Source organism: Floridaenema evergladense BLCC-F167 (assembly GCF_041929205.2).
In the GTDB taxonomy this organism is placed as follows: Bacteria; Cyanobacteriota; Cyanobacteriia; order Cyanobacteriales; family Aerosakkonemataceae; genus Floridanema; species Floridanema evergladense.
The window spans coordinates 4,004,681-4,025,491 of sequence record NZ_CM171625.1 but is presented as its reverse complement, the minus strand read 5'-3'; the positions used below and the strand labels follow the sequence as shown (position 1 = coordinate 4,025,491).

The window sequence follows — 20,811 nt, the reverse complement described above, 5'->3', positions numbered from 1 at the left end:
TTTAAGGGGAGCGAATGAGAGTTAAAAGCAGCCAATGGTAAAAGTAGGCGCTAATTACTTAGGGAACGATCGTTGTCAATTTACAGTTTGGGCACCCTTGCTCAAAGAAGTAGCAGTAAAAATTGTTTCACCTAATGAACAATTGCTTCCAATGCAACAATTGGAGTATGGTTTTTGGCAAGTTACCGCAGAAGATATTGAACCGGGTAGCCGTTATGTTTATCAATTAGAAGGAACTAAAGAATTCCCCGATCCAGCTTCTTATTTTCAACCGGAAGGTGTACATAAAGCTTCGGAAGTATTCGATCATAGTACATTTAATTGGACCGATCGCGATTGGAAAGGCATTCGTTTAGAAGATTACATAATTTACGAATTACACATTGGCACTTTTACCCCAGAAGGAACTTTTGAAGCAGTTATTCCCCGACTGACTCGCTTAAAAGAGTTAGGAATTAATGCTATTGAAATCATGCCAGTATCACAGTTTCCCGGCGATCGAAACTGGGGTTATGATGGCGTGTATCCCTACGCAGTTCAGGACAGCTATGGCGGACCAGATGGATTCAAAAAACTCATTAATGCCTGTCATTTAGAAGGAATCGCGGTAATTTTAGATGTAGTTTACAATCACTTAGGCCCAGAGGGAAATTATCTACCTAATTTTGGCCCTTACTTTACGAAAAAGTATCTCGGTGATTGGGGAGATGCACCCAATTTAGACTTTGCTTATTGCGATGGGGTGCGAGAATATTTCCTCGAAAATGCCTTATATTGGTTGGATATTTTTCACGTTGATGCCCTGAGATTAGATGCAGTTCAGGGCATTTATGATTTCAGTGCCAAACACTTTTTAGAAGAGTTAGCTGAGAGAGTTCATGCACTTTCCCAACAAAAAGGTAGGAAGTTTTATCTTACAGCAGAAAGTGACTTTAATGATGTACGAATCATTCGTCCGAAAGAGGTGGGTGGATATGGACTTGATGCTCAATGGTGTGATGATTTCCATCACTCGCTGCATACGTTAATTACTGGTGAACAACAGAAGTATTATAAAGATTTTGGCAAGTGTAAAGACTTAGAAAAATCCTTGCGCGAGGGCTTTGTTTATTCGGGACAATATTCACCAGATAGAAAACGTCGTCACGGAAATTCATCTGCGGAAGAACCTGCTTATAAGTTTATTGTTTGTGCCCAAAATCACGACCAAACGGGTAATCGAATTTTGGGTGAAAGAATGACAAAACTCACTTCATTTGAAGGTTTAAAATTAACAGCAGGAACGCTGATCCTTTCGCCTTTTATTCCCTTACTGTTCATGGGTGAAGAATATGGGGAAGAAGCACCATTTTTCTATTTTATTAGTCACTCAGACCCGGATTTAATTGAAGCAGTGAGAAAATCCAAAAAAGATGAGTTTTTACAAGCTGGACATGAGAAGGATTTTCAAGATCCACAAGATCAGGGAACGTTTAACAAGTGTGTTTTAAATTGGGAACAACAATATCAAGATAAACACAAAGTTCTGTGGGATTTTTACCAAGAATTGATTTTCTTGCGGCGAATCAATGAGGCTTTGAAAGTTCTGGATAAAAAGAGGTTAGAAGTATCGAGTCGGGAAGAAGAGAAATTGTTGTTTATGCGGCGCTACAGTGATGAAAATCAGGTGTTTTATGTGATGAATTTTAGCGATCGCACTCTCACCTTCGATATTGAAACACCCAGCGGAAGTTGGCAAAAACTACTCGATTCTGCTGACACTAAATGGATGGGACTAAGTGCTACAATGCCAGATAAATTGATCCCTGGTGAATTACTCACAATTCCCGCCAAAAGTTTCGTACTATACCAAGCATAAACCCAGATTAATATGAGAATTCCTACCTCAACTTACCGCATTCAATTTCATAGCGGTTTCCCCTTTGCTTCCGCCCAAAAAATAGTCAACTATTTGGCAGAATTGGGAATTTCTGACCTCTACGCTTCGCCCATTTTCAAAGCTAGGGCTGGTAGCACTCACGGTTACGATGTAGTCGATCCAACGCAATTAAATCCAGAGTTAGGAACACCTGAAGAATTTGAGCAATTATTGAGCGATTTACAAAGTCATAATATGGGATGGTTACAAGATATTGTACCTAACCACATGGCTTATGATAGCGAAAATAAATGGCTGATGGATGTGCTAGAAAATGGCCCAGATTCAGAATATTTTGACTTTTTCGATATCGAATGGAATCACGCTTACGAAAGCTTCAGAGGTAGAATTCTCGCACCTTTACTCGGCACTTATTATGGAGAATGCCTGGAAAATGGCGATATCAAATTAAACTACGATGAAACAGGATTAAGCATTGATTATTTTGGCTTAAAATTGCCTATTAGAATCGAATCTTATACTCGTTTCTTGACGCAAAATCTCGGACAATTAGGTAGAGAATTAGGCAGAAGACATCCAGATTTTGTTAAGTTACTGGGTGTAGTTTATCTGATTAAAAACCTGCCAGCAGAATTCAAGGGAAGAGAAAGATACGACCAACTTGCCTTTGTAAAAGGGTTGTTGTGGGAACTTTACACCCAAAACGAATCTGTTAAAGAATTCTTCGACAATAACATTCAATTCTTTAATGGAGAACCGGGAAAACCGGAAACTTTTAATTTTTTAGATAGCATCCTTTCCGATCAATTTTATCGCTTATCTTTCTGGAAAGTGGGCGCAGAAGAAATCAATTATCGCAGATTTTTTACCGTCAACGAGTTGATTTCTGTAAAAGTGGAAGAAATGAAAGTATTGGGTAGGTCTCATTCTTTAATTGAGAAATTTGTCAGAGAAGGGAAATTTACTGGGTTAAGAATCGATCATATTGACGGTCTTTATAACCCAAATGATTACCTAGAAAAACTCCGAGAAAAAGTCGGAGATACCTATATCACTGCGGAAAAGATTTTAGAATTAGTTGGTGAAGATTTACCGCATCATTGGCCTATTCAAGGAACGAGCGGTTATGATTATCTTAACTATGTGAATGGTCTTTACTGCTGTTGCGATCGCGAACAAGAATTTCAAGATATTTACTCAGCTTTCACTGGATCGAATGCACCATATCACGACTTAGTAACCGAGAAAAAGCATCTAATAATCGAGAAAAATTTGTTGGGTGATGTGGATAATTTAGCCCAAAAGCTCAAACATATTTCTGGTCAAACTAGGGAAGGAAGTGACTTTACTGCTAATGGTTTAAAAAGAGTATTATCAGAGGTATTGGCATTATTTCCAGTGTATCGTACCTACACTTCTTCACCAGATGTGCGACCAGAAGATATCACTTACATCAAAGAAACAATTGAAAAAGCTAAAGGTCGTTTGCCATTGTTGGTGAAGGAACTTGGCTATTTAGAAAAGTTGCTGTTACGCCAAGATGAAAATTATTTGAATGAGGAACAAAAAGCCGATCGCCATCACTTTATCATGAAGTTTCAGCAATTAACAGGCCCCTTGATGGCAAAAGGTGTAGAAGATACACTTTTCTATAACTATAATCGCCTAATTTCTCTCAATGAAGTAGGAGGAAATCCAGGGAGTTTTGGCGTTACTCCTGAAGAATTTCATGAGTTTAATTTAAGAAGAAGTAGTCATTGGTTACATTCAATGAATGCTACTGCAACTCATGATACCAAACGAGGTGAAGATACCAGAGCAAGAATTAATGTTTTGTCGGAATTAGCATCAGAATGGGAAGAAAATGTCTGGACTTGGAGTGAGATGAATCGCGCCAAGAAAACTATTATTAAAAACAAACCTGTACCAGATACAAACGACGAATATTTCCTGTATCAAACCCTGATTGGTGCTTTTCCATTCAGTGAAAATGAGTTTACCCAATTTGTCCAAAGGGTGAAAGATTTTGTCATTAAAGCAGTAAGAGAAGCTAAAGTTCATACGGCATGGTTAAGACCTGATAGCGCTTATGAAGAAGGATATCTCAATTTTGTCGATCGGCTTTTATCAGATCCAGAATCTAATGAGTTTTTGGAAAAGCTGCGTCCTTTCCAACAAAAAATTGCTGAATATGGGATTTTCAATTCCCTCTCTCAAGTACTTTTGAAAAACACTTCTCCGGGAGTTCCAGACCTTTATCAAGGTAATGAATTGTGGGATTTAAGTTTAGTAGATCCTGATAATCGTCGTCCTGTTGAATATCAGAAGCGAATTGATTATTTGCAGCAAATCAAAAATGGCATTAATGCAGATATTCTCCAGTTAATTAAAGATTTGTTTGTTACTAAAGAAGATGGCAGAATAAAAATGTTCTTGACTTATCAATTGTTGCAAGCGAGAAAAGAACATTTGCAACTTTTCCAAGATGGTGATTATAAACCATTGATGGTGAAGGGTAAGTTTAGCGATCGCATAATAGCCTTCGCTAGAATTCATGAAAACAAAGTAGCAATTACCCTAGCAACTCGCTTATTAGCAAAAGTAATTCAACCGGGAGAACTGCCTTTAGGTAAAAATATTTGGGAAGATACCAACATTGAATTACCAGAAGGAATGCCAACTGCTTGGAAAAATGCGATTACTTTGCAGGATGTGAAGTGCAATAATACTCTTTATATCGGTGAAGCATTACAACATTTTCCCGCAGCATTGTTGATCGATTAATAAGCGATTAAAATCGCAGCTACACAAACGAAGTCCGCCTGCGCGGACTGAATTAAAATTTACTGTAGAGACGTTTCATGAAACGTCTCTACATTTTTAGCAAGCTTCTTCTAAAATAAAATCAGTCAGCGAAGGGAGACATCAAAAATGGCTGTGACTCAAAAGCTAATTGTTCCGCCTTTGGAAGGAGGCGATCGCCTTTCCCGCGATGAATTTGAACGCAGATATGCCGCATCTCCTCACATTAAAAAAGCTGAATTGATCGAAGGAGTAGTTTATATGGCAGCAGCAGTTCGTTTCAAAAGTCACGGTCAACCACATAGTAGAATTATTACATGGTTGGGTGTTTATGAAGCAGCGACTTCTGGTGTTGCTTTAAGTGACAATACAACTGTGAGATTAGATGAAAATAATGAACCTCAACCTGATGCTTTTTTGCGAATTGAAACAGGCGGAAATTCTCGTGTTACAGATGATGATTATATCGAAGGTGCGCCGGAATTAGTAGTAGAAATTGCTGCTAGTAGTGCATCTTATGATTTATATGATAAAAAGCAAGCTTATGAGCGAAATGGTGTACAAGAATATTTAGTTTGGCAAGTTTTCGAGCAAAAATTAGATTGGTTTTCTTTACAAAACGGTAACTATATATTATTGCAACCTGATGAAAATGGTGTGATAAAAAGTCAGGTGTTTCCGGGACTTTGGTTAGCAGTCAATGAATTATTATCAGGGAATATGGCAACAGTTTTAACAGTGTTACAAGAAGGATTAAACTCACCTGAATATGCGGAATTTTTCAAAAATTTATCATCACGGTAATAAATTATTAAACAGAAATCAATAGTGAAAATCCATTCTTTTTCCTTCGTATCTTGGTAGTAAAAAAAATTATTTTTCACCCCAAAACTACATCTAACAGCATCATCAATACAAAACCCAACATTAACCCGATCGTTCCCTGTTTTTCATAACCCAAACGGTGAGATTCGGGAATAATTTCATCACTAATTACAAATAACATTGCACCCGCAGCAAAAGATAGTCCCCAAGGAATTAAAGGTTTAGCTAAAGACACTACACCAGCACCAATTAAACCGCCAAAAGGTTCCACTAAACCAGTAAGTAATACAATCCATAAAGCATATAATTTTGAGTATCTTTCCGCAATTAAAGATAAAGCAACTACCATACCTTCGGGGATATTTTGTAAACCAATTCCCGCTGCTAAAGTTAATCCTTGACTGACTTCGCCGCTAGCAAAACCTACTCCTACGGCTAAACCTTCGGGGAAGTTGTGGAGTGCGATCGCCAAAATAAACAACCAAACTCGCGCTAAATTACTCGGCTGATTTCCTTCAGAACCTTTAATAAAGTGTTCGTGGGGAAAATTGCGATGAGTAAACCATAAAAAAGCGCCACCTAGTAAAATTCCGATCGCCACAATTAAAGCAGCAGTCACATTATTTCCTGTTGCAGAAGTAGCAGCTTCAATTCCCGGAATAATTAAAGAAAAAGAGGTAGCAGCTAACATTACTCCTGCCCCAAATCCTAACATTGCTCCTTGAACTTTCTCAGTAACTCGCTTAATAAAAAAAATGGGCAATGCGCCAATTGTTGTTGCTAAACCAGCACCTAAACTGCCCAAAAGTCCATATACAACTGAAGGATTGTTCAACATATAGCTAAAGTAATCAGATTGGGGACTGGGGACTGGGGACTGGGGACTGGGAAGAAGAGGTAGGGAGAGTTGAAGATGTGGCTAAATTGTTTTCTCCCCATCCCCCCATCCCCCCATCTCCCCTATCCCTATGTCTTCTGCTTTTTCTCATAAATCCTCCCTCGCCATTGAGTAGGTTTATTTAGTGAGGATAGCAGAATTCTCAAAAAAGCCAAGGGATCTGCTAGGGGGGAAAGCCAAAAAGTCCAATTAGATTTGCTGTTTGTGCGATCGTAAGATGGCGCGATCGCAAACAACAAAGCAAACCTAATTACCACCAAAAATAAATTCAACCGCAACAACAGCACCAAGGAAAAAGCAGAAACAGAGAAAAAGGGAGAAATCAACAAATAGGTGAAAACTATTAGTAAAGGTAAAGCTTGCACACTCAGCAGCAACCACAAATCACCTAATATTTGAGAAAAAGAAGCAGCATCTTTTAAATCTAAACTTCTACCCCATTCTTTCCAAGTTTGCGCCATCCCTTCATACATTCTGACTTTAATAACTTTTGCACCATCTAAAAAGCCGACTTTGTAACCTTGAGTAGCAGCATAACGGGCTAAAGTTACATCATCACAAAAAGAACTCCGGGCGCTAGTGTAACCGCCCAAAGCTGCTAAAACCGATCGCCTACACAAAAAACATTGCCCATTTGCCATTACCCTTTCCGGGCTTTGATTATTCGTTCCTGCCGGATCGAATCTGTACAATAAAGTCATTAAAAGCGCAGGTTGTAGCCACCACTCCCCAGGATATTGCAAAATAAACTGGGGAGAAAGAGACACTAAATCATAACCTTGCGCTTCCGCAGTTTTGACTAAACTTGCTACTAATCCTGGTTGCGGTTGAGTATCAGCATCAATGCCTAAAATCCACTCACTTTCCTCAGAACTGTAAAGAAAACCATTGTGTAAAGCCCAAGGTCTTCCTACCCAATCTTTGGGCAAAGGATCGTCATTAATTAAGCGAAATCTAGGGTCTTTTTGCTGAATTTCTTTGACTAAATCAGGGGTAGCATCCTGAGAGTAACTATCGACAATAATAATTTCTCTCACTTCGTAACTTTGACGACTCAACCCAGCTAAACAAGGAGAAATTCGCTTGGCTTCGTTGAGGGTGGGAACTACCACACTGACTGCGCCAATTAGATCTGGTGTAGGTGAAAGGGGGGAAAGGGGAGGTTGACGAAAAGGCCCTTTGAAAAGGCGGGAAAGCAGAATAAATGTGGCTGGTACTTGTAACAGTAACAACCCAAAACAAACAGCACCCGCCACGATCGAAAAATCTTGATTCACTTGATTCCTACTTTTACCGCTGCCACTGGTATTTCGGTTTTAATGGTAGCTGATTCTTCAGTAGCAAATAAAGCTTTGCCGTTAGATGCTAACTGATAAAGTGCCAATGTGGGAATCACGCCTACCAATACACCCAATAAAACTGGAATGCCGAAACCCGAACCCAAGCTTAACACGGCAGCGTATGCGAAATTGCTTACATAAATAACTAGGGGAAAATTTAATTGTTTTTTAGTGAATTCGCTGGGAGAATTTTGCTTTCCTGCGCCAATCTTGAAGTTCCAAAAAATTGCGGCTACGCTCATGAACAAAAAGCTGGTACCATACCACCCGGCATAATTCTGGTAAGGAGTGCCAAAGAAAGCTCCTGCTTGTTCCCAATACCAGAAAGGTACAATAGTTTGGCTCATAGCTGGTTCGAGGGCGAAATCCCAAGCGGTGAACATTAAAGCACCAAGGACGATCGCACCCAGTTGACGTATCCAACTCGGTTTTTCTGCTAACCTGATTCCAGCACGAGCGATCGCATAACAAACAATCCCCATGTAAAACCAAGAAATTGGAATCGTAAACGGCACTAAACCAGCAATTTTATACCCCAACCCATTCAGGTAATGATAATCACCAAAAGGAAATCCGGTACTAGTTCCCAACAATTCGCTGCTGACAGAAATCAACATCGCCGGAAACATGAAACTCAACCAAGGCCAAACTCCCCAGGTACGATAAGCAAAAATTGATACGGCGATCGCCCCCAGAATGATATTAATCACTCCACCCCAAGCCATACTCAAACCAAAGAAAACCTGTCCGGCATCTGGTAAACTGGCAATCAGTTCTGGACGTGGTAAAACGTACAACAACCCCGCCCAGCCAAAAAACATCGATAAAATATGTCCAGCTAGACAAAAGCGCTCGACTATAACAAGTTGCTTCATAAAGACTCCTCTAGATAGGTGACACTCGGACAGCGCTTCTTAATAGTTTACAAATGTTTACTAAAATTTACTCATAATATTTTCTCAAGTAACAGGGAAGGGTTAACAGCCTGTCACTTTCACGAGACAATAGTATGGTAGCAATCTCCCCATTCAGAGTTAAGCTTTGTTCAACTCATACCAATTCTCCGTAAAATTGCGCTTAATCATTGAACTGGGACTGTGGACGGGGAGGGGTTTGGGTTGGGGAAAATTTAAGCGCATCCTCATAGAGAATTGGTATCAGCTTCAAAAGACTCATTATATGCAGAAGGTCAGAAATTCTCCCTTGCTATCGCTATTACTGCTCTTTGTTACTTACATAATTGTAGGTTGGGTGTTGTACGAAAACACCATGAGATGGGGCTTATGTAATGGCGAGTTATTTGGATTAACATTTTCTTTTAAATGTAAATGGTGGGTAGTAATATTAACGGGAGCTTTAATTCTACTTTTAGCAGAAACTCTCGCTGCGCCCCTTTCCAACTTGAGAAAAGTTTTATCTTTAACTTTTCAATCCGATACAAGAGCTTTTATTGCATTAGTTACCTTAGCTTTTTTTACATCATTATTAATAATTTGGATTAATTTTGTTGCTTATATAGTTCTTGTGGTTGCCAGTGCGCTACGAGCTAGACTAGAGATGGCAATGATTGGATTTAGAGACTGGCAAGCTTTCTTTACTTTAGCCATAGTTTCTCTATCTGGCTTTCTCTTGGGGTGGATAGGAGCAAAACTAACTTTCTGGACTAATTATTGAATTCTAGATTAGCGATCGCAACAGACACCAGATAAATCGTCACAAAGCCAAAATTCGCCAGCCTAGAATTTACACACACTAGAAAATAAGCGTTTAACTGTCCTAAAAGCCCTACCGCTAAATAGCAGTAGGGCTATTCTATAACATAAATTTGCACCAAAAAGTAAAAATTTGCTCCCAAATCCGGCAGATGTAAAAATAACTTGACATATAGACAAGTAAGTTTTACATTTAAAGTACTGCTGCAAAGCTTTTTCAGGCTTTGCTATGTTCAGGCAAAATGCAAAACCAGATTCGTGTCCTCAGAACTGAACGTAAATGGTCGCAAGCGCAACTTGCAGAGTTTCTGGGGGTCAGCCGTCAAACGATTAACGCCCTGGAAGCAGGCAAATACGACCCAAGTCTCCCTTTAGCATTCAAGATTGCCCAACTTTTTAACACCTCAGTAGAATCCATTTTTTCGGAGGAAAGAACGATGTTTGCTCAACAACCATTTAATTTTCCGACTCCGCCAGATGCGCTAATCTTTTTCAGATTTACCCCCAGAGCAATTAAGGTGATTAAACTGGCGCAAAAAGAGTCTCGCCGTTTAGGTCATAACTTCGTTGGCACCGAACAAATCCTGATCGGATTAATTGAGGAAGGCAGCGGTATTGCGGCTCAAGTTTTGAAGTTAGCAGGAGTTAACTTGCGAGCAACTCGTACTGAAGTTGAAAAAATTATTGGTCGTGGCAATAAAATAATGTCTGTGGGAATGCCGTTCACTCCTAGAGCAAAACTGGTACTAGATTGTGCGATCGAATCAGCTGGCGAATTAGGGCATTACTACATTGATACAGAAAATTTGCTCTTGGGTTTGTTGCAAGCTTATAAGATGGATTGCCTTCTCAATCAAGGAGAAGGTGTTGCGATTAGAGTTCTGAAAATATTAAGTGTAGATCTGAACTTGCTAGAGCAACAGGTGTTACAGATGGCTCCCAGAGGAGCGGGTATGGGAATTGCGGCTCAAACGCAAACCCAAACAGACCAGGCAAAGCAAGCGATCGCCAATGCGGAATTATTCGAGACTGCGACCACAGACTTTACCTCTAGCGAGATCGGTACCCGCTTTTGTGCGCTGTTGTTTGCCTGGGTTGAACCGCGCCAATTGGGACGAGTGTTAGGTAGCCGCACTGAATTTCAGTTACCAAACGGGAAGGTGTTAACTCCTCGCCTCGCTTTTGTTGCAGCCACCCGTCTTAAGCGCACTCCTCGGATGTACCCCCAATTAGCACCAGACATGATTGTAGAGATTAAATCTGCCTTTGATGTGTTGCCTCGCTTACAAGAGAACGTCCAGGCTGCGATCGCTCTGGACGTTCAAGTGGGATTGTTAATTGACCCCGACGAACAAACAGTGACTATTTATCGTCCCAATAATGTAATCGTAACCTTGACCGATCGAGATGTATTGACCGTACCAGAGCTACTACCGGGTTGGGAACTTCCCATTTCCAGTCTGTGGTCTCCAGTATTCTAAAAAAAGGGCAAACAGACAAGGAAACAAGGGGAGTTTTTACCTTTTGTCTTCTGCCTTCCGTCTTCTGCCCTCTAACTTAATTACAGTAGACGGAAAATAAACGGATAACGGTAGGGCTGTTCAGTATTACTCAGGCAGTGAAGAATTGCGATAACTGGCATTACCAAGTTGACAATTTGTAAAATGCCTAACAGTAGGAAACCGATTAAAACCCAAGTTAAGATACCAAAGATAATTCCGTAAAGCCAAACATTTAAGTGGAAATTCAGAGCTTCTTTAGCATTATCTTTTACAACTGGGTCATCAGATACTAATAAAATAGCGATCGGGATACCAACAGAAATCCCTAAAAGGCTGAAGAAAATCGAACCATGAGACAAACCAGAAAGTAATTTACGTTTGTCTGTATCGTATGTTTTATTGTACATTTAAGTAACCCCCGATCTAGTCAGGTCTAAGCTTAATTTGAAGTTATCACATTTAACAAACAACTTGATAGAAGAAATTTCCGTACCAATTTTGTGGGATTTCAACCATCCCAGTTGTCAGGAATAAACCAAAATATTTTTGATTATCTCGCTATCCTAGTAATGGTAATTTGGTAAACTTAAAGTTTGCTCAACTCTAATTTCCGATCGCCAACCAGCATGACCACAGAACTTCAACCAGAACTCCAAACAGCTGTAGAACAGCGTCGCAACTTTGCGATTATCTCTCACCCAGACGCAGGTAAAACCACCTTAACAGAAAAACTGTTACTTTACGGAGGTGCGATTCACGAAGCAGGTGCAGTGAAAGCACGTCGCGCACAACGTAAGGCGACTTCTGACTGGATGGAGATGGAACAACAACGGGGTATTTCCATCACTTCTACGGTGTTACAGTTTGCTTATCACGATTGTCAGATTAATTTGTTGGATACACCCGGACACCAAGATTTTAGTGAAGATACCTATCGGACTTTAGCAGCAGCGGATAATGCTGTAATGTTAATTGATGCTGCTAAGGGTTTGGAACCGCAAACGCGCAAACTTTTTGAAGTTTGTCGGATGCGGAGTTTGCCTATTTTTACTTTTGTGAATAAGTTAGACCGTCCCGGAAGAGAACCTTTAGAATTGCTCGATGAAATTGAAAAGGAATTAGGGTTGCAAACTTATGCGGTAAACTGGCCTATAGGAATGGGCGATCGCTTTAAAGGCATATTCGACAGACAAAAACAACAAATTCACCTCTTTGAACGGACTGCACATGGTAGCAGAGAAGCTAAAGATACTATTGTAGATTTAGGCGACCGTAGAATAGAGGATTTATTAGAAAAAGACCTTTACTATCAACTTAAAGAAGATTTAGAAGTCCTTCAAGAATTAGGGTTAGATTTAGATTTGGAAGCAGTTCACGCAGGTCAAATGACCCCCATATTTTTTGGTAGTGCCATGACTAATTTTGGCGTAGAATTGTTTTTAAATAACTTTTTGCAATACGCTTTAAAACCCGGTTCTCGTAATAGTAGTAACGGGGAAATTCCCCCAACTTATCCAGAGTTTTCGGGATTTGTGTTTAAGCTACAAGCTAATATGGACCCGAAACACCGAGATAGAGTTGCTTTCGTCCGAGTTTGTACCGGAAAATTTGAAAAAGATATGGTCGTAAGTCATGCGCGTAGTGGGAAAACTGTACGCCTTTCTCGACCCCAAAAATTATTTGCTCAAGATCGAGAATCAATAGAAGAAGCGTACCCTGGAGATGTGATTGGTTTGAATAATCCGGGGGTGTTTGCGATCGGTGATACGATTTACACCGGACAAAAATTAGAATACGAAGGTATCCCTTGTTTTTCTCCCGAATTATTCGCTTATTTAAGAAATCCTAACCCTTCTAAATTTAAACAATTCCGCAAAGGAGTTTCCGAACTGCGGGAAGAAGGTGCAGTCCAAATTATGTACTCCGTTGATGAAGCAAAACGCGACCCAATTTTAGCCGCAGTCGGTCAATTACAATTGGAAGTTGTGCAATTCCGATTGTTAAATGAATATGGCGTAGAAACTACCCTAGATTATTTACCTTATAGTCTAGCTCGTTGGGTAGCTGGTGGTTGGGAAGCTTTAGAAAAAGCAGGACGTTTATTTAACACCATCACTGTTAAAGATAGCTGGGGAAGACCCGTACTGCTGTTTAAAAATGAGTGGAATTTACACCAAGTAATTGGCGATCATCCATCACTAAAATTAAACAATACTGCGCCCGTAGTTGCCGGACAAGAACCAGAATCTTTATAAAAAAAAAGGTGGAAAGCAGAAAGTTTTAGGTAAAAAATATCACTACTTTCTGCTAAAAGCCATTTGAATGTTTACTTTTTCTAACTAGATCTGCTTAACTGATAGCTAACGGTTAAAATCTGGGTATCTTGGGAAAAGCCGAGTAACCGAGAAAAGAAACTATGGCATCTGTTCCTGAATCTCCTTTAGAAGCTGGATTAACAGCTTTAAAACAAAAAGATTATCTATCTGCGATCGCGCATTTAGAAAGCGTCTGCCAAAATGAACTGAGTGAAACCATTCTCCTGAAAGCACAGATGGGTTTGGTGGCTGCTTATGAAGGGGTTAATGACATAGAAAAAGCCTTTAATTTAACCCAGCAGTTACGTGAAAGTACTAACTCAAAAGTACAAGAATGGGCGGTAAAAATGTTAGATTATCTAGCTAACAATTACCCCCAACAAATCAAACCAAAAAACCCATCTGTTCCGCAAAATTCCGACAGTGGTTTTGTTCCATTAGATAAATTACCGCCTCCTTCTACACAAAGAATATCTGCAAATTTACCAAATATAACTCCTAAGTCAACCCCACAAACTGTTACTGGATTTACACCGATTGAATCAAGTAAAAAATCAGAATTACCACAAACTAAAGAATCTGTAGTTCAATCAAATAAACAACAAAGTTCTCCTGTAAATCCTGCTGCTAAAACTGGTATTTTCCCTAATCAATCAGTAAATAATACCCAGCAAGAAGAAGTTAAGTTTCCTGCTTATCAACCAGAATGGAAGCAAGCGGGAAGAGCAAAAAAATGGCAGAAATTGCCAGTAAATTTAGGTTTTAGGTTTGATTTAACTCAACTTTGGGGAGTGCAGATAATTAGCGCGATCGCAATTATCATTCCCTTATTTTGGATAATCAGTAATACCGCTTCATTCCTAATCGGAAAAATTAATGATATTTTCCTAAAACTCAGGCTTTATTATTTAGATGAAAGCGATCCTTATGGCTCACTTCGCTACGTAACACCGATCGCAGTAATTATTATTATAGGGCTGATCGTAGCAACACCTTGGCTGATAGATATGCTGCTGAAATTAATTAGCGGTTTAGAACCAATACCTTTAACAAGTATTGGTGAAACAAGTCCAGAAGCATCCAGAATAGTGCAACGGGTTTGTCGAGAAAGAAAATTAGCCATACCTCAATTGTTTGTTTTACCTGATAGTGTGCCATTAGTTTTTACTTACGGAAATTCCCGAATCAATGCGCGAATTGTGGTTAGTCGAGGATTACTAGAACAATTAACAGATGAGGAAATAGCTATTATTTATGCAACTCAACTAGGACACCTTATTTACTGGGATTTCGCCTTAATGTCTTGGGGAGTTTTAATTAGTCTGTTACCTTACGTCGTTTATTATCAATTCAGTCAATCGGCTGATAATAGTGAAAATGCTATAGTGCGATTTATTGGTGGTGCGATCGCAGCGTTAGCTTACGGGTTATATTGGTGTTTTCGGTGGCCTATTTTATGGCTATCTAGAGCTAGAATTAACTTTAGCGATCGGCTAGCCTGCGAAATTACCGGAAATCCCAACGCCCTAACTCGCGCCCTACTAAAAACCTGCATTGGCATTGCTGAAAACATTCAAAAACAAAGAGAAACTAGCTATTTATTAGAAAGTTTTTCCCCATTAAACATCGTCGGAACTCAGCAAGCAATGACTATTGGTAGCCTTTACCCGCTGACTCCCTTAGAACCGATTTTAACTTGGGATTATCTCAATCATTATCGACGTTGGCTAACAATTAATAACTCCCATCTTCTCTTAGGAGAAAGATTGCGAATCTTAAATCGTTATGCTCAATATTGGAAGCTAGAAACAGAGTTAAACTTTCTCAATGAACCTGCACCCAAGGGCAAAATTTCTAAATTCTTATTACAAGGATTACCTTATTTCGGCATCTTTTTGGGTTTAGCTTTAGGCGGTACACTTTGGCTAATTGGTGGAATTAGTCATCGACTCAAACTAAAACAATTCTTACTAGATTGGATGTGGGGAGATTGGTCGCTAATTTACGGTTGTCTTTTAATCGGCATTAGTTTAGGCATTTTATTCCGACTAAATGCTTTCTTTCCCGATCGCAAAACCCCATCTCAACAAAAATCCCCCAACCTACCTCAACTACTAACCAATCCTGCCACACTCCCCATTGATACACAACAAATCACCTGGGAAGGCAAACTTTTAGGTCGCTACGGCGTTAGTAACTGGCTGTGTCAAGACCTAATTTTACAAACCACCACAGGTTTAATTAAACTACATCACTTCTCTTGGTTCGGCCCTCTAGGAAACCTCTTCTCTCCACCACCCCGTCCTAGCGAAATGGTAAATCGTCAGATCACCATTAAAGGTTGGTTCCATCGTAGCGCTACCCCTTGGCTGGATGTGAGAACTTTACGCACCCAAACAGGCGCAACCATTCATAGTAGCCACCCAACTTGGTCTTTTATTTTGGCATTAGCAGCTGCCCTCTTGGGTGCCTACATAATTTATCAAGGTGGCTAGTGCAAAAAAGTAGCAGGCAAAATTGTAAAGAAAAGTTGCGAAGTATCGCCATAAATGTTACATTTATTTACAGGAACTTCTAAACCCAAGACTTAATTCAAGCAGTCTTTTTGATTTTAATTAGATTGACATCGCTTGCAAGTCTTGGTATCAGGATTTCCTCCTCCCAACACAGCAAGCTGAACCAGCCAAGAGCACAGGCTGGTTTTTGTTTGCCACAGTTCAACACTTAGACCAGGATGCAGGTACAATTTGAAACAGTGCTTAATTAAAAGGATGAGAGTTCTGGGTAACTGCATTTCACCTGTGGGAGATCCAAATTTAGAGGGGAAATCTATCCACAGAACTGGTTACTGATCGTTGGTCGTGATACCTTAATGAATGGCGTTAACATCTTAGAAAAGCAACATCCGAGCCAAACATCTGATAATCAGATGTGTGATGTCGAATTCTATGCTGCAAAGTTGGGTGTAAAATTTTGGGCACCGAATGAGAAACCAAGCGTTTTTTGACGTGGTGAGCTGTTTAATGGTAATTGACCAGAGGGACACAGAAATAGTTTTGTGTAAGCATTTGTCAATCCAGTTTCTCCTCAACCAGCAATATAGGAGCGCTGACAAGCAAGTTTGTTTGAACCAAAGTCTGGAGGGACTTCCAATATGTCAATTCGTTTGTATGTAGGCAATTTGCCGAAAGAAGAAATCGATCGCCAAGAATTACAAGCCGTATTTGCCGAAGCTGGTAGTAACATATCTACCAAGGTCATCAAAGACCGGAAAACTGGAAAATGTCGCGGTTTTGGTTTCGTCACCGTTCAAAATGATGAACAAGCTGATGAAATCATTGGCAAATTTAACGGTTTTGTTTTTAAAGACAGTGCGTTAAAGATCGAAAAGGCACTACCTCGCACCAAAGGACAAAGTGACGAGGAAGGCGCACCCCAACAACAACCAGCAACAGTTAGTAGCATTCCCAAACCAAATATCAACAATAATAATGCTGGTGGTTCTGGTGAAGGTAAGCGTCGGAATAAGAAGTCTCGTCGTCCGTCGGGAGGCGGAAATACGCAGACTTACTCTTCCAACAATGATGCTGTCCAACCCGATCCACGTTGGGCTTCCGCGTTGGAAGAACTCAAGCAGCGTTTGGCTGCACAAACCACAAATCCTTAATTTGCTCCCGACTCCGTAAGGAGTCGGTGATTGGATCGCTCTAAGGACTTTTTGGTTCGACGATCTGGCTGTGGAAGAATTGCTCCGTATTGATTACTGGATAGATTTTTCTCTAGCCCCGGTTTCGAGTGCCCGAATTTATCAATAAAATTCTGAATAGATGAGCAGAATAAATCTGTTCATCTATTTCTTGTTAGGAGTTTTCAGTTTTTAAGTTAATCAAAACGCCAAACTTTCTTGCTTCTACTAACAACTTAAATGAATCAAAACTTAACTTATGCGATTGTTCATGAATGGTTAACACCCAAAGCTACTGGGGGTTCGGAGTTAGTGGTTAAAGAGATTTTGAAGTATATTGATGCCGATCTTTATGCTTTAATTGATTTTGAATCTACTAATCCAGAAAGTTATTTATTTGGGCGTTCTATAGGGAAGACTTTTTTACAAAATTTTCCTGGGGCGAGGAATGGAGTACAGAAATATTTGCCTTTTTTACCTTTGGCGATCGAACAATTAGACCTAAGAAATTACGATATAATTCTTTCTTCTTCCCACACCGTTGCTAAAGGAGTAATTACTACTCCCCAACAATTACATATTTGCTACTGTCATGCCACCATGCGTTTTGCTTGGGATTTAACTTTTGATTATCTAGCTAACAGTTTCATGGGGCAAGGTATTCAGGGAATGATGACACGGTATTTGCTGCATCGACTACGCCAGTGGGATGTTTTAGCGGCAAATCGAGTAGATTATTTTATTGCTAATTCGCAGCATACAGCTAGTCGAATCTGGCGTTATTATCGCCGGAAAGCAGAAGTGATTTATCCGCCTGTGGATATCGATCGCTTTTCCTACCAAACAAACAAAGAAGATTATTATTTAATAGTTTCTCGTTTAGTCAGTTACAAAAAAGTCAGCTTAATTATTCAAGCTTTCAATCAGCTAGGACTACCTTTAATCGTAATTGGCACCGGGCCAGAATTAACCAAAATGCGCCAACTAGCACAGCCTAATGTACAGGTTTTGGGTTTTCAACCAGATGAGGTAGTAGAAAAGTATATGGCTGGTGCTAAGGCTTTCCTATACGCTGCTTATGAGGATTTTGGCATTGCTCCTGTAGAAGCGCAAGCTTGCGGTACACCAGTAATTGCTTTTGGCGCAGGAGGTACTTCCGAAACGGTGCGGGATATTCGCCAACATCCTGACGATGGAACTGGAATATTGTTTGCCGAACAATCAGTCCCGGCAATAATAGAAGCAGTGAAAACCTTTCTTGCTTATGAAGGGAAGTTTAATCCTGAAGTAGCCCGATCGCAAGCCGCTAAGTTTTCCTCAGACATCTTTAAACAGCGTTATTTGGGATATGTCGATCGTTGTTATAGCAGAAAGCAGAGAAGCACAGGAGCACAGAAGAATTAAATTGTCCCCTTGTCCCCTTGTCCCTTCGTTAGTTATGAGTTTTAAGTTTTGAATTAATAACTTAAAACTCATAACTCAAAACTCATAACTCGCCCTTGTCCCCCAGTCCCCAGTCCCTTCCCCGTAAAATTTACCAAAAAACTTCATTAATCGCTGTAATACAATCTCTCAAAGGATTACAACCCTTTACGCCTGAACTACTTTTGCCCTATCCAGGTTGCAAAAGCAATTTTTTTCACTGTCACCTATTTCTCATTTCCTCGTCTTAATGTATGTTATGGCTTTATGATGTGGACTGTGTGTGGTGTGAAGTAGTGTAAGGAGTAAAATGACTGCCGAAAGCCCTTTTGTCTCCCCCAAGTTAGTTCGGGGGTTGAGGAAGCTTAGTTTCCAGCCACTCCTGCTCGAAGGCAAAAACCGAAATCTATTTGTCAAGATTTCCTATCGCGATTTTGCCAAGCGCAGCTTTGATATCGTCTTTTCTCTAGCAGTCTTGATTCTGCTTTCCCCGGTATACTTGCTTTTGGCTTTATTGATAGCCATCAGTTCTCCTGGCCCAATTTTCTATCTTCAAACTCGTATTGGCAAAAATCACCGACCTTTTAAGTGTATAAAATTTCGCACTATGGTCACTAATGCTGATGAAGTTTTGCAAGATATGTTAGCTAGACACCCAGAGCTTCGCCAAGAATATGCAGATAATTTCAAACTAAAAAATGACCCAAGAATTACTTGCATTGGTAAATTTTTACGGGTGACAAGTTTAGATGAGTTTCCTCAATTCTTGAATGTTTTAAAAGGAGAAATGAGCGTGGTCGGGCCGAGGCCGCTAGTACCTGATGAATTGTTTATGTACGGGAGATATATTGACAAGGTATTGACTATCAAACCAGGAATCACAGGAATTTGGCAAGTTTCAGGACGTAATGATATTCCTTACGATCGACGAGTCAAAATTGATGTTTACTATGTCAACAACCGCAATCTTCTGTTAGATTTATCGGTGGTTTTCAAGACGATTGGTGTAGTGCTGTTTCCTAAAAATAACGGTGCTTACTGAAAAATCGATCGAGGTTAATTTGCAGGAAAGAAAAAGGTTAAAGGTCAAAAGGGGAAAATTAGGCAATTTCTTTTTCCCCTGCGATCGATTATCAATGGAAGTAGGGGTAAAATAAGTAACCATTCCTGGTTCTTCATACGTATAAATTCTGAAGGTTGATGGTCGATCGATGAAGAATTTAATAAATTTGCAAAAATTTTGCAAATTTTACACATATACTTGTTAATTTACTCATAAAGTTTGGGTTAACTTAATCTAAGGAGTAAAAAACCATCAGATTAAAGAGCAAGGAAAATATGAACATGACTAACAGAAAACGAGCGCTACTCACAGGTATTACTGGTCAAGATGGTTCTTATTTAAGCGAATTCTTACTGGAACAGGGTTATGAAGTTCACGGGATCATTCGTCGGACTTCTACCTTTAACACCGATCGGATCGATCATATCTATGTAGATCCACACAATGAGTCAGCGCGGTTATTTCTGCACTACGGCGACTTAACTGATGGAGTAACGCTGCGCCGCATTTTAGAGGAAGTTCAACCAGTAGAAATTTTTAACTTAGGAGCACAATCCCACGTCCGCGTCAGCTTTGACTCTCCAGAGTATACAGTTGACAGCGTGGCAATGGGAACTTTGCGCCTGTTAGAAGCAATTCGGGACTACCAACATCGGACAGGTATTCAAGTCCGCTTTTATCAAGCAGGTTCTTCGGAAATGTTTGGTAAAGTTCAGGAAATTCCCCAGAAAGAAACTACTCCTTTTTATCCTAGAAGCCCTTATGCTTGCGCTAAAGTATATGGTCACTGGCAAACTATAAACTATCGTGAGTCTTACGGTTTATTTGCTTGTAATGGGATTTTGTTTAACCATGAAAGTCCGCGTCGTGGTGAAACTTTTGTGACGCGCAAAATTACACGGGCGATCGCACGCATTGTAGCTGGAAAACAAAATAAACTCTACTTAGGTAATCTCGATTCTAAACGGGACTGGGGCTACGCTAAAGATTATGTCAGAGCTATGTGGTTGATGTTGCAACAAGACCAACCAGATGATTATGTAATTGCTACGGGAGAAACTCACTCAATCAAAGAGTTTTTAGATTTAGCATTTGGCTTTGTCAATTTAGATTGGCAGAAATATGTAGAATTTGACGAACGTTATCTGCGTCCTGCGGAAGTAGATATCCTGATTGGCGATCCTACTAAAGCTAAACAAAAATTAGGTTGGGAACCTTCCGTAACTTTCCCAGAATTAGTAGAGATAATGGTAGAAGCAGATTTGCAAGCTTTAGGTTTGGAATTACCAAACGGTCATTCGCATAAAGCAACACGAGATATTGCTACCGTTCGCCAAGATGCAGTTGCGATGATTGAGTAAGCAATAT

General features: G+C 39.9%; 15 protein-coding genes and 2 pseudogenes. 13 read left to right on the top strand and 4 right to left on the bottom strand.

All coding sequences use genetic code 11. The annotated features are described in order from the left end of the window. Window positions 1-34: 34 nt before the first annotated feature. The 3 genes from treZ (at window position 35) to ACE1CA_RS19590 (ending at window position 5,485) form a co-directional block, all read left to right on the top strand. Window positions 35-1,858: a malto-oligosyltrehalose trehalohydrolase gene (gene treZ / locus ACE1CA_RS19600; RefSeq protein WP_413280419.1), complete on the top strand. Its 1,824-nt coding sequence runs from the start codon at window positions 35-37 to the stop codon at window positions 1,856-1,858. A 12-nt stretch (window positions 1,859-1,870) separates the two neighbouring features. Next, a complete protein-coding gene (gene treY, locus ACE1CA_RS19595) occupies window positions 1,871-4,663 on the top strand; it encodes a malto-oligosyltrehalose synthase (RefSeq protein ID WP_486517453.1) in 2,793 nt (930 codons plus the stop codon). 147 nt (window positions 4,664-4,810) lie between these two features. Further along, on the top strand, window positions 4,811-5,485 hold the full coding sequence (locus ACE1CA_RS19590; protein WP_413278153.1) for a Uma2 family endonuclease: 675 nt from the start codon (window positions 4,811-4,813) through the stop codon (window positions 5,483-5,485). A gap of 76 nt (window positions 5,486-5,561) precedes the next feature. On the opposite strand, the gene ACE1CA_RS19585 is transcribed toward ACE1CA_RS19590, so the two are convergent. The 3 genes from ACE1CA_RS19585 to cruF all read right to left on the bottom strand — a co-directional run bounded on the left by ACE1CA_RS19585 (window position 5,562) and on the right by cruF (window position 8,619). Continuing rightward, on the bottom strand, window positions 5,562-6,344 hold the full coding sequence (locus ACE1CA_RS19585) for a ZIP family metal transporter (RefSeq protein ID WP_413278152.1): 783 nt from the start codon (window positions 6,342-6,344) through the stop codon (window positions 5,562-5,564). Window positions 6,345-6,472: 128 nt separating this feature from the next. Then, window positions 6,473-7,681 carry a 2'-O-glycosyltransferase CruG gene (gene cruG / locus ACE1CA_RS19580; protein WP_413278151.1) on the bottom strand — a complete coding sequence of 403 codons (1,209 nt, stop codon included), beginning with the start codon at window positions 7,679-7,681 and terminating at the stop codon, window positions 6,473-6,475. After that, the gene (gene cruF / locus ACE1CA_RS19575; RefSeq protein ID WP_413278150.1) at window positions 7,678-8,619 is read right to left on the bottom strand and encodes a gamma-carotene 1'-hydroxylase CruF; all 942 of its coding nucleotides are present in this window, start codon (window positions 8,617-8,619) and stop codon (window positions 7,678-7,680) included. Before cruF ends, cruG begins: the two co-directional genes overlap by 4 nt. 166 nt (window positions 8,620-8,785) lie before the next feature. Between cruF and ACE1CA_RS19570 the strand changes: the two genes are divergently transcribed. The 4 genes and pseudogenes from ACE1CA_RS19570 (at window position 8,786) to ACE1CA_RS19555 (ending at window position 10,937) form a co-directional block, all read left to right on the top strand. After that, complete coding sequence (locus ACE1CA_RS19570; RefSeq protein ID WP_413278149.1) at window positions 8,786-9,418, top strand: hypothetical protein; 633 nt, start codon at window positions 8,786-8,788, stop codon at window positions 9,416-9,418. A 280-nt stretch (window positions 9,419-9,698) separates the two neighbouring features. Next, window positions 9,699-9,809 (top strand): annotated as a pseudogene (locus ACE1CA_RS19565) (helix-turn-helix transcriptional regulator); the annotation flags it as partial. 132 nt (window positions 9,810-9,941) lie between these two features. Continuing rightward, a pseudogene (locus tag ACE1CA_RS19560) lies at window positions 9,942-10,361 on the top strand (Clp protease N-terminal domain-containing protein); the annotation flags it as partial. A 27-nt stretch (window positions 10,362-10,388) separates the two neighbouring features. Continuing rightward, a complete protein-coding gene (locus ACE1CA_RS19555) occupies window positions 10,389-10,937 on the top strand; it encodes a Uma2 family endonuclease (RefSeq protein WP_486517981.1) in 549 nt (182 codons plus the stop codon). An 80-nt stretch (window positions 10,938-11,017) separates the two neighbouring features. Here the strand turns inward: ACE1CA_RS19555 and ACE1CA_RS19550 are convergent, their stop codons facing one another. Continuing rightward, window positions 11,018-11,365, bottom strand: coding sequence for a DUF4870 domain-containing protein (locus tag ACE1CA_RS19550; protein WP_413278148.1), 348 nt, complete (start codon window positions 11,363-11,365; stop codon window positions 11,018-11,020). A gap of 219 nt (window positions 11,366-11,584) precedes the next feature. On the opposite strand from ACE1CA_RS19550, the gene prfC reads away from it, so the two are divergent. From prfC to gmd, 6 genes are all read left to right on the top strand, one after another. After that, window positions 11,585-13,213, top strand: a complete 1,629-nt coding sequence (prfC, locus tag ACE1CA_RS19545; protein ID WP_413278147.1) for a peptide chain release factor 3 — start codon at window positions 11,585-11,587, stop codon at window positions 13,211-13,213. Between the two features lie 161 nt (window positions 13,214-13,374). After that, window positions 13,375-15,768: a M48 family metalloprotease gene (locus ACE1CA_RS19540; protein ID WP_413278146.1), complete on the top strand. Its 2,394-nt coding sequence runs from the start codon at window positions 13,375-13,377 to the stop codon at window positions 15,766-15,768. Window positions 15,769-16,427: 659 nt separating this feature from the next. After that, window positions 16,428-16,940, top strand: coding sequence for an RNA recognition motif domain-containing protein (locus tag ACE1CA_RS19535; RefSeq protein WP_413278145.1), 513 nt, complete (start codon window positions 16,428-16,430; stop codon window positions 16,938-16,940). A 258-nt stretch (window positions 16,941-17,198) separates the two neighbouring features. Then, window positions 17,199-18,362, top strand: coding sequence for a glycosyltransferase (locus ACE1CA_RS19530; RefSeq protein WP_413278144.1), 1,164 nt, complete (start codon window positions 17,199-17,201; stop codon window positions 18,360-18,362). Window positions 18,363-18,690: 328 nt separating this feature from the next. After that, window positions 18,691-19,422, top strand: coding sequence for an undecaprenyl-phosphate galactose phosphotransferase family protein (locus ACE1CA_RS19525; protein ID WP_413278143.1), 732 nt, complete (start codon window positions 18,691-18,693; stop codon window positions 19,420-19,422). Between the two features lie 302 nt (window positions 19,423-19,724). After that, the gene (gmd, locus tag ACE1CA_RS19520; RefSeq protein ID WP_413278142.1) at window positions 19,725-20,804 is read left to right on the top strand and encodes a GDP-mannose 4,6-dehydratase; all 1,080 of its coding nucleotides are present in this window, start codon (window positions 19,725-19,727) and stop codon (window positions 20,802-20,804) included. Window positions 20,805-20,811 lie beyond the last annotated feature (7 nt).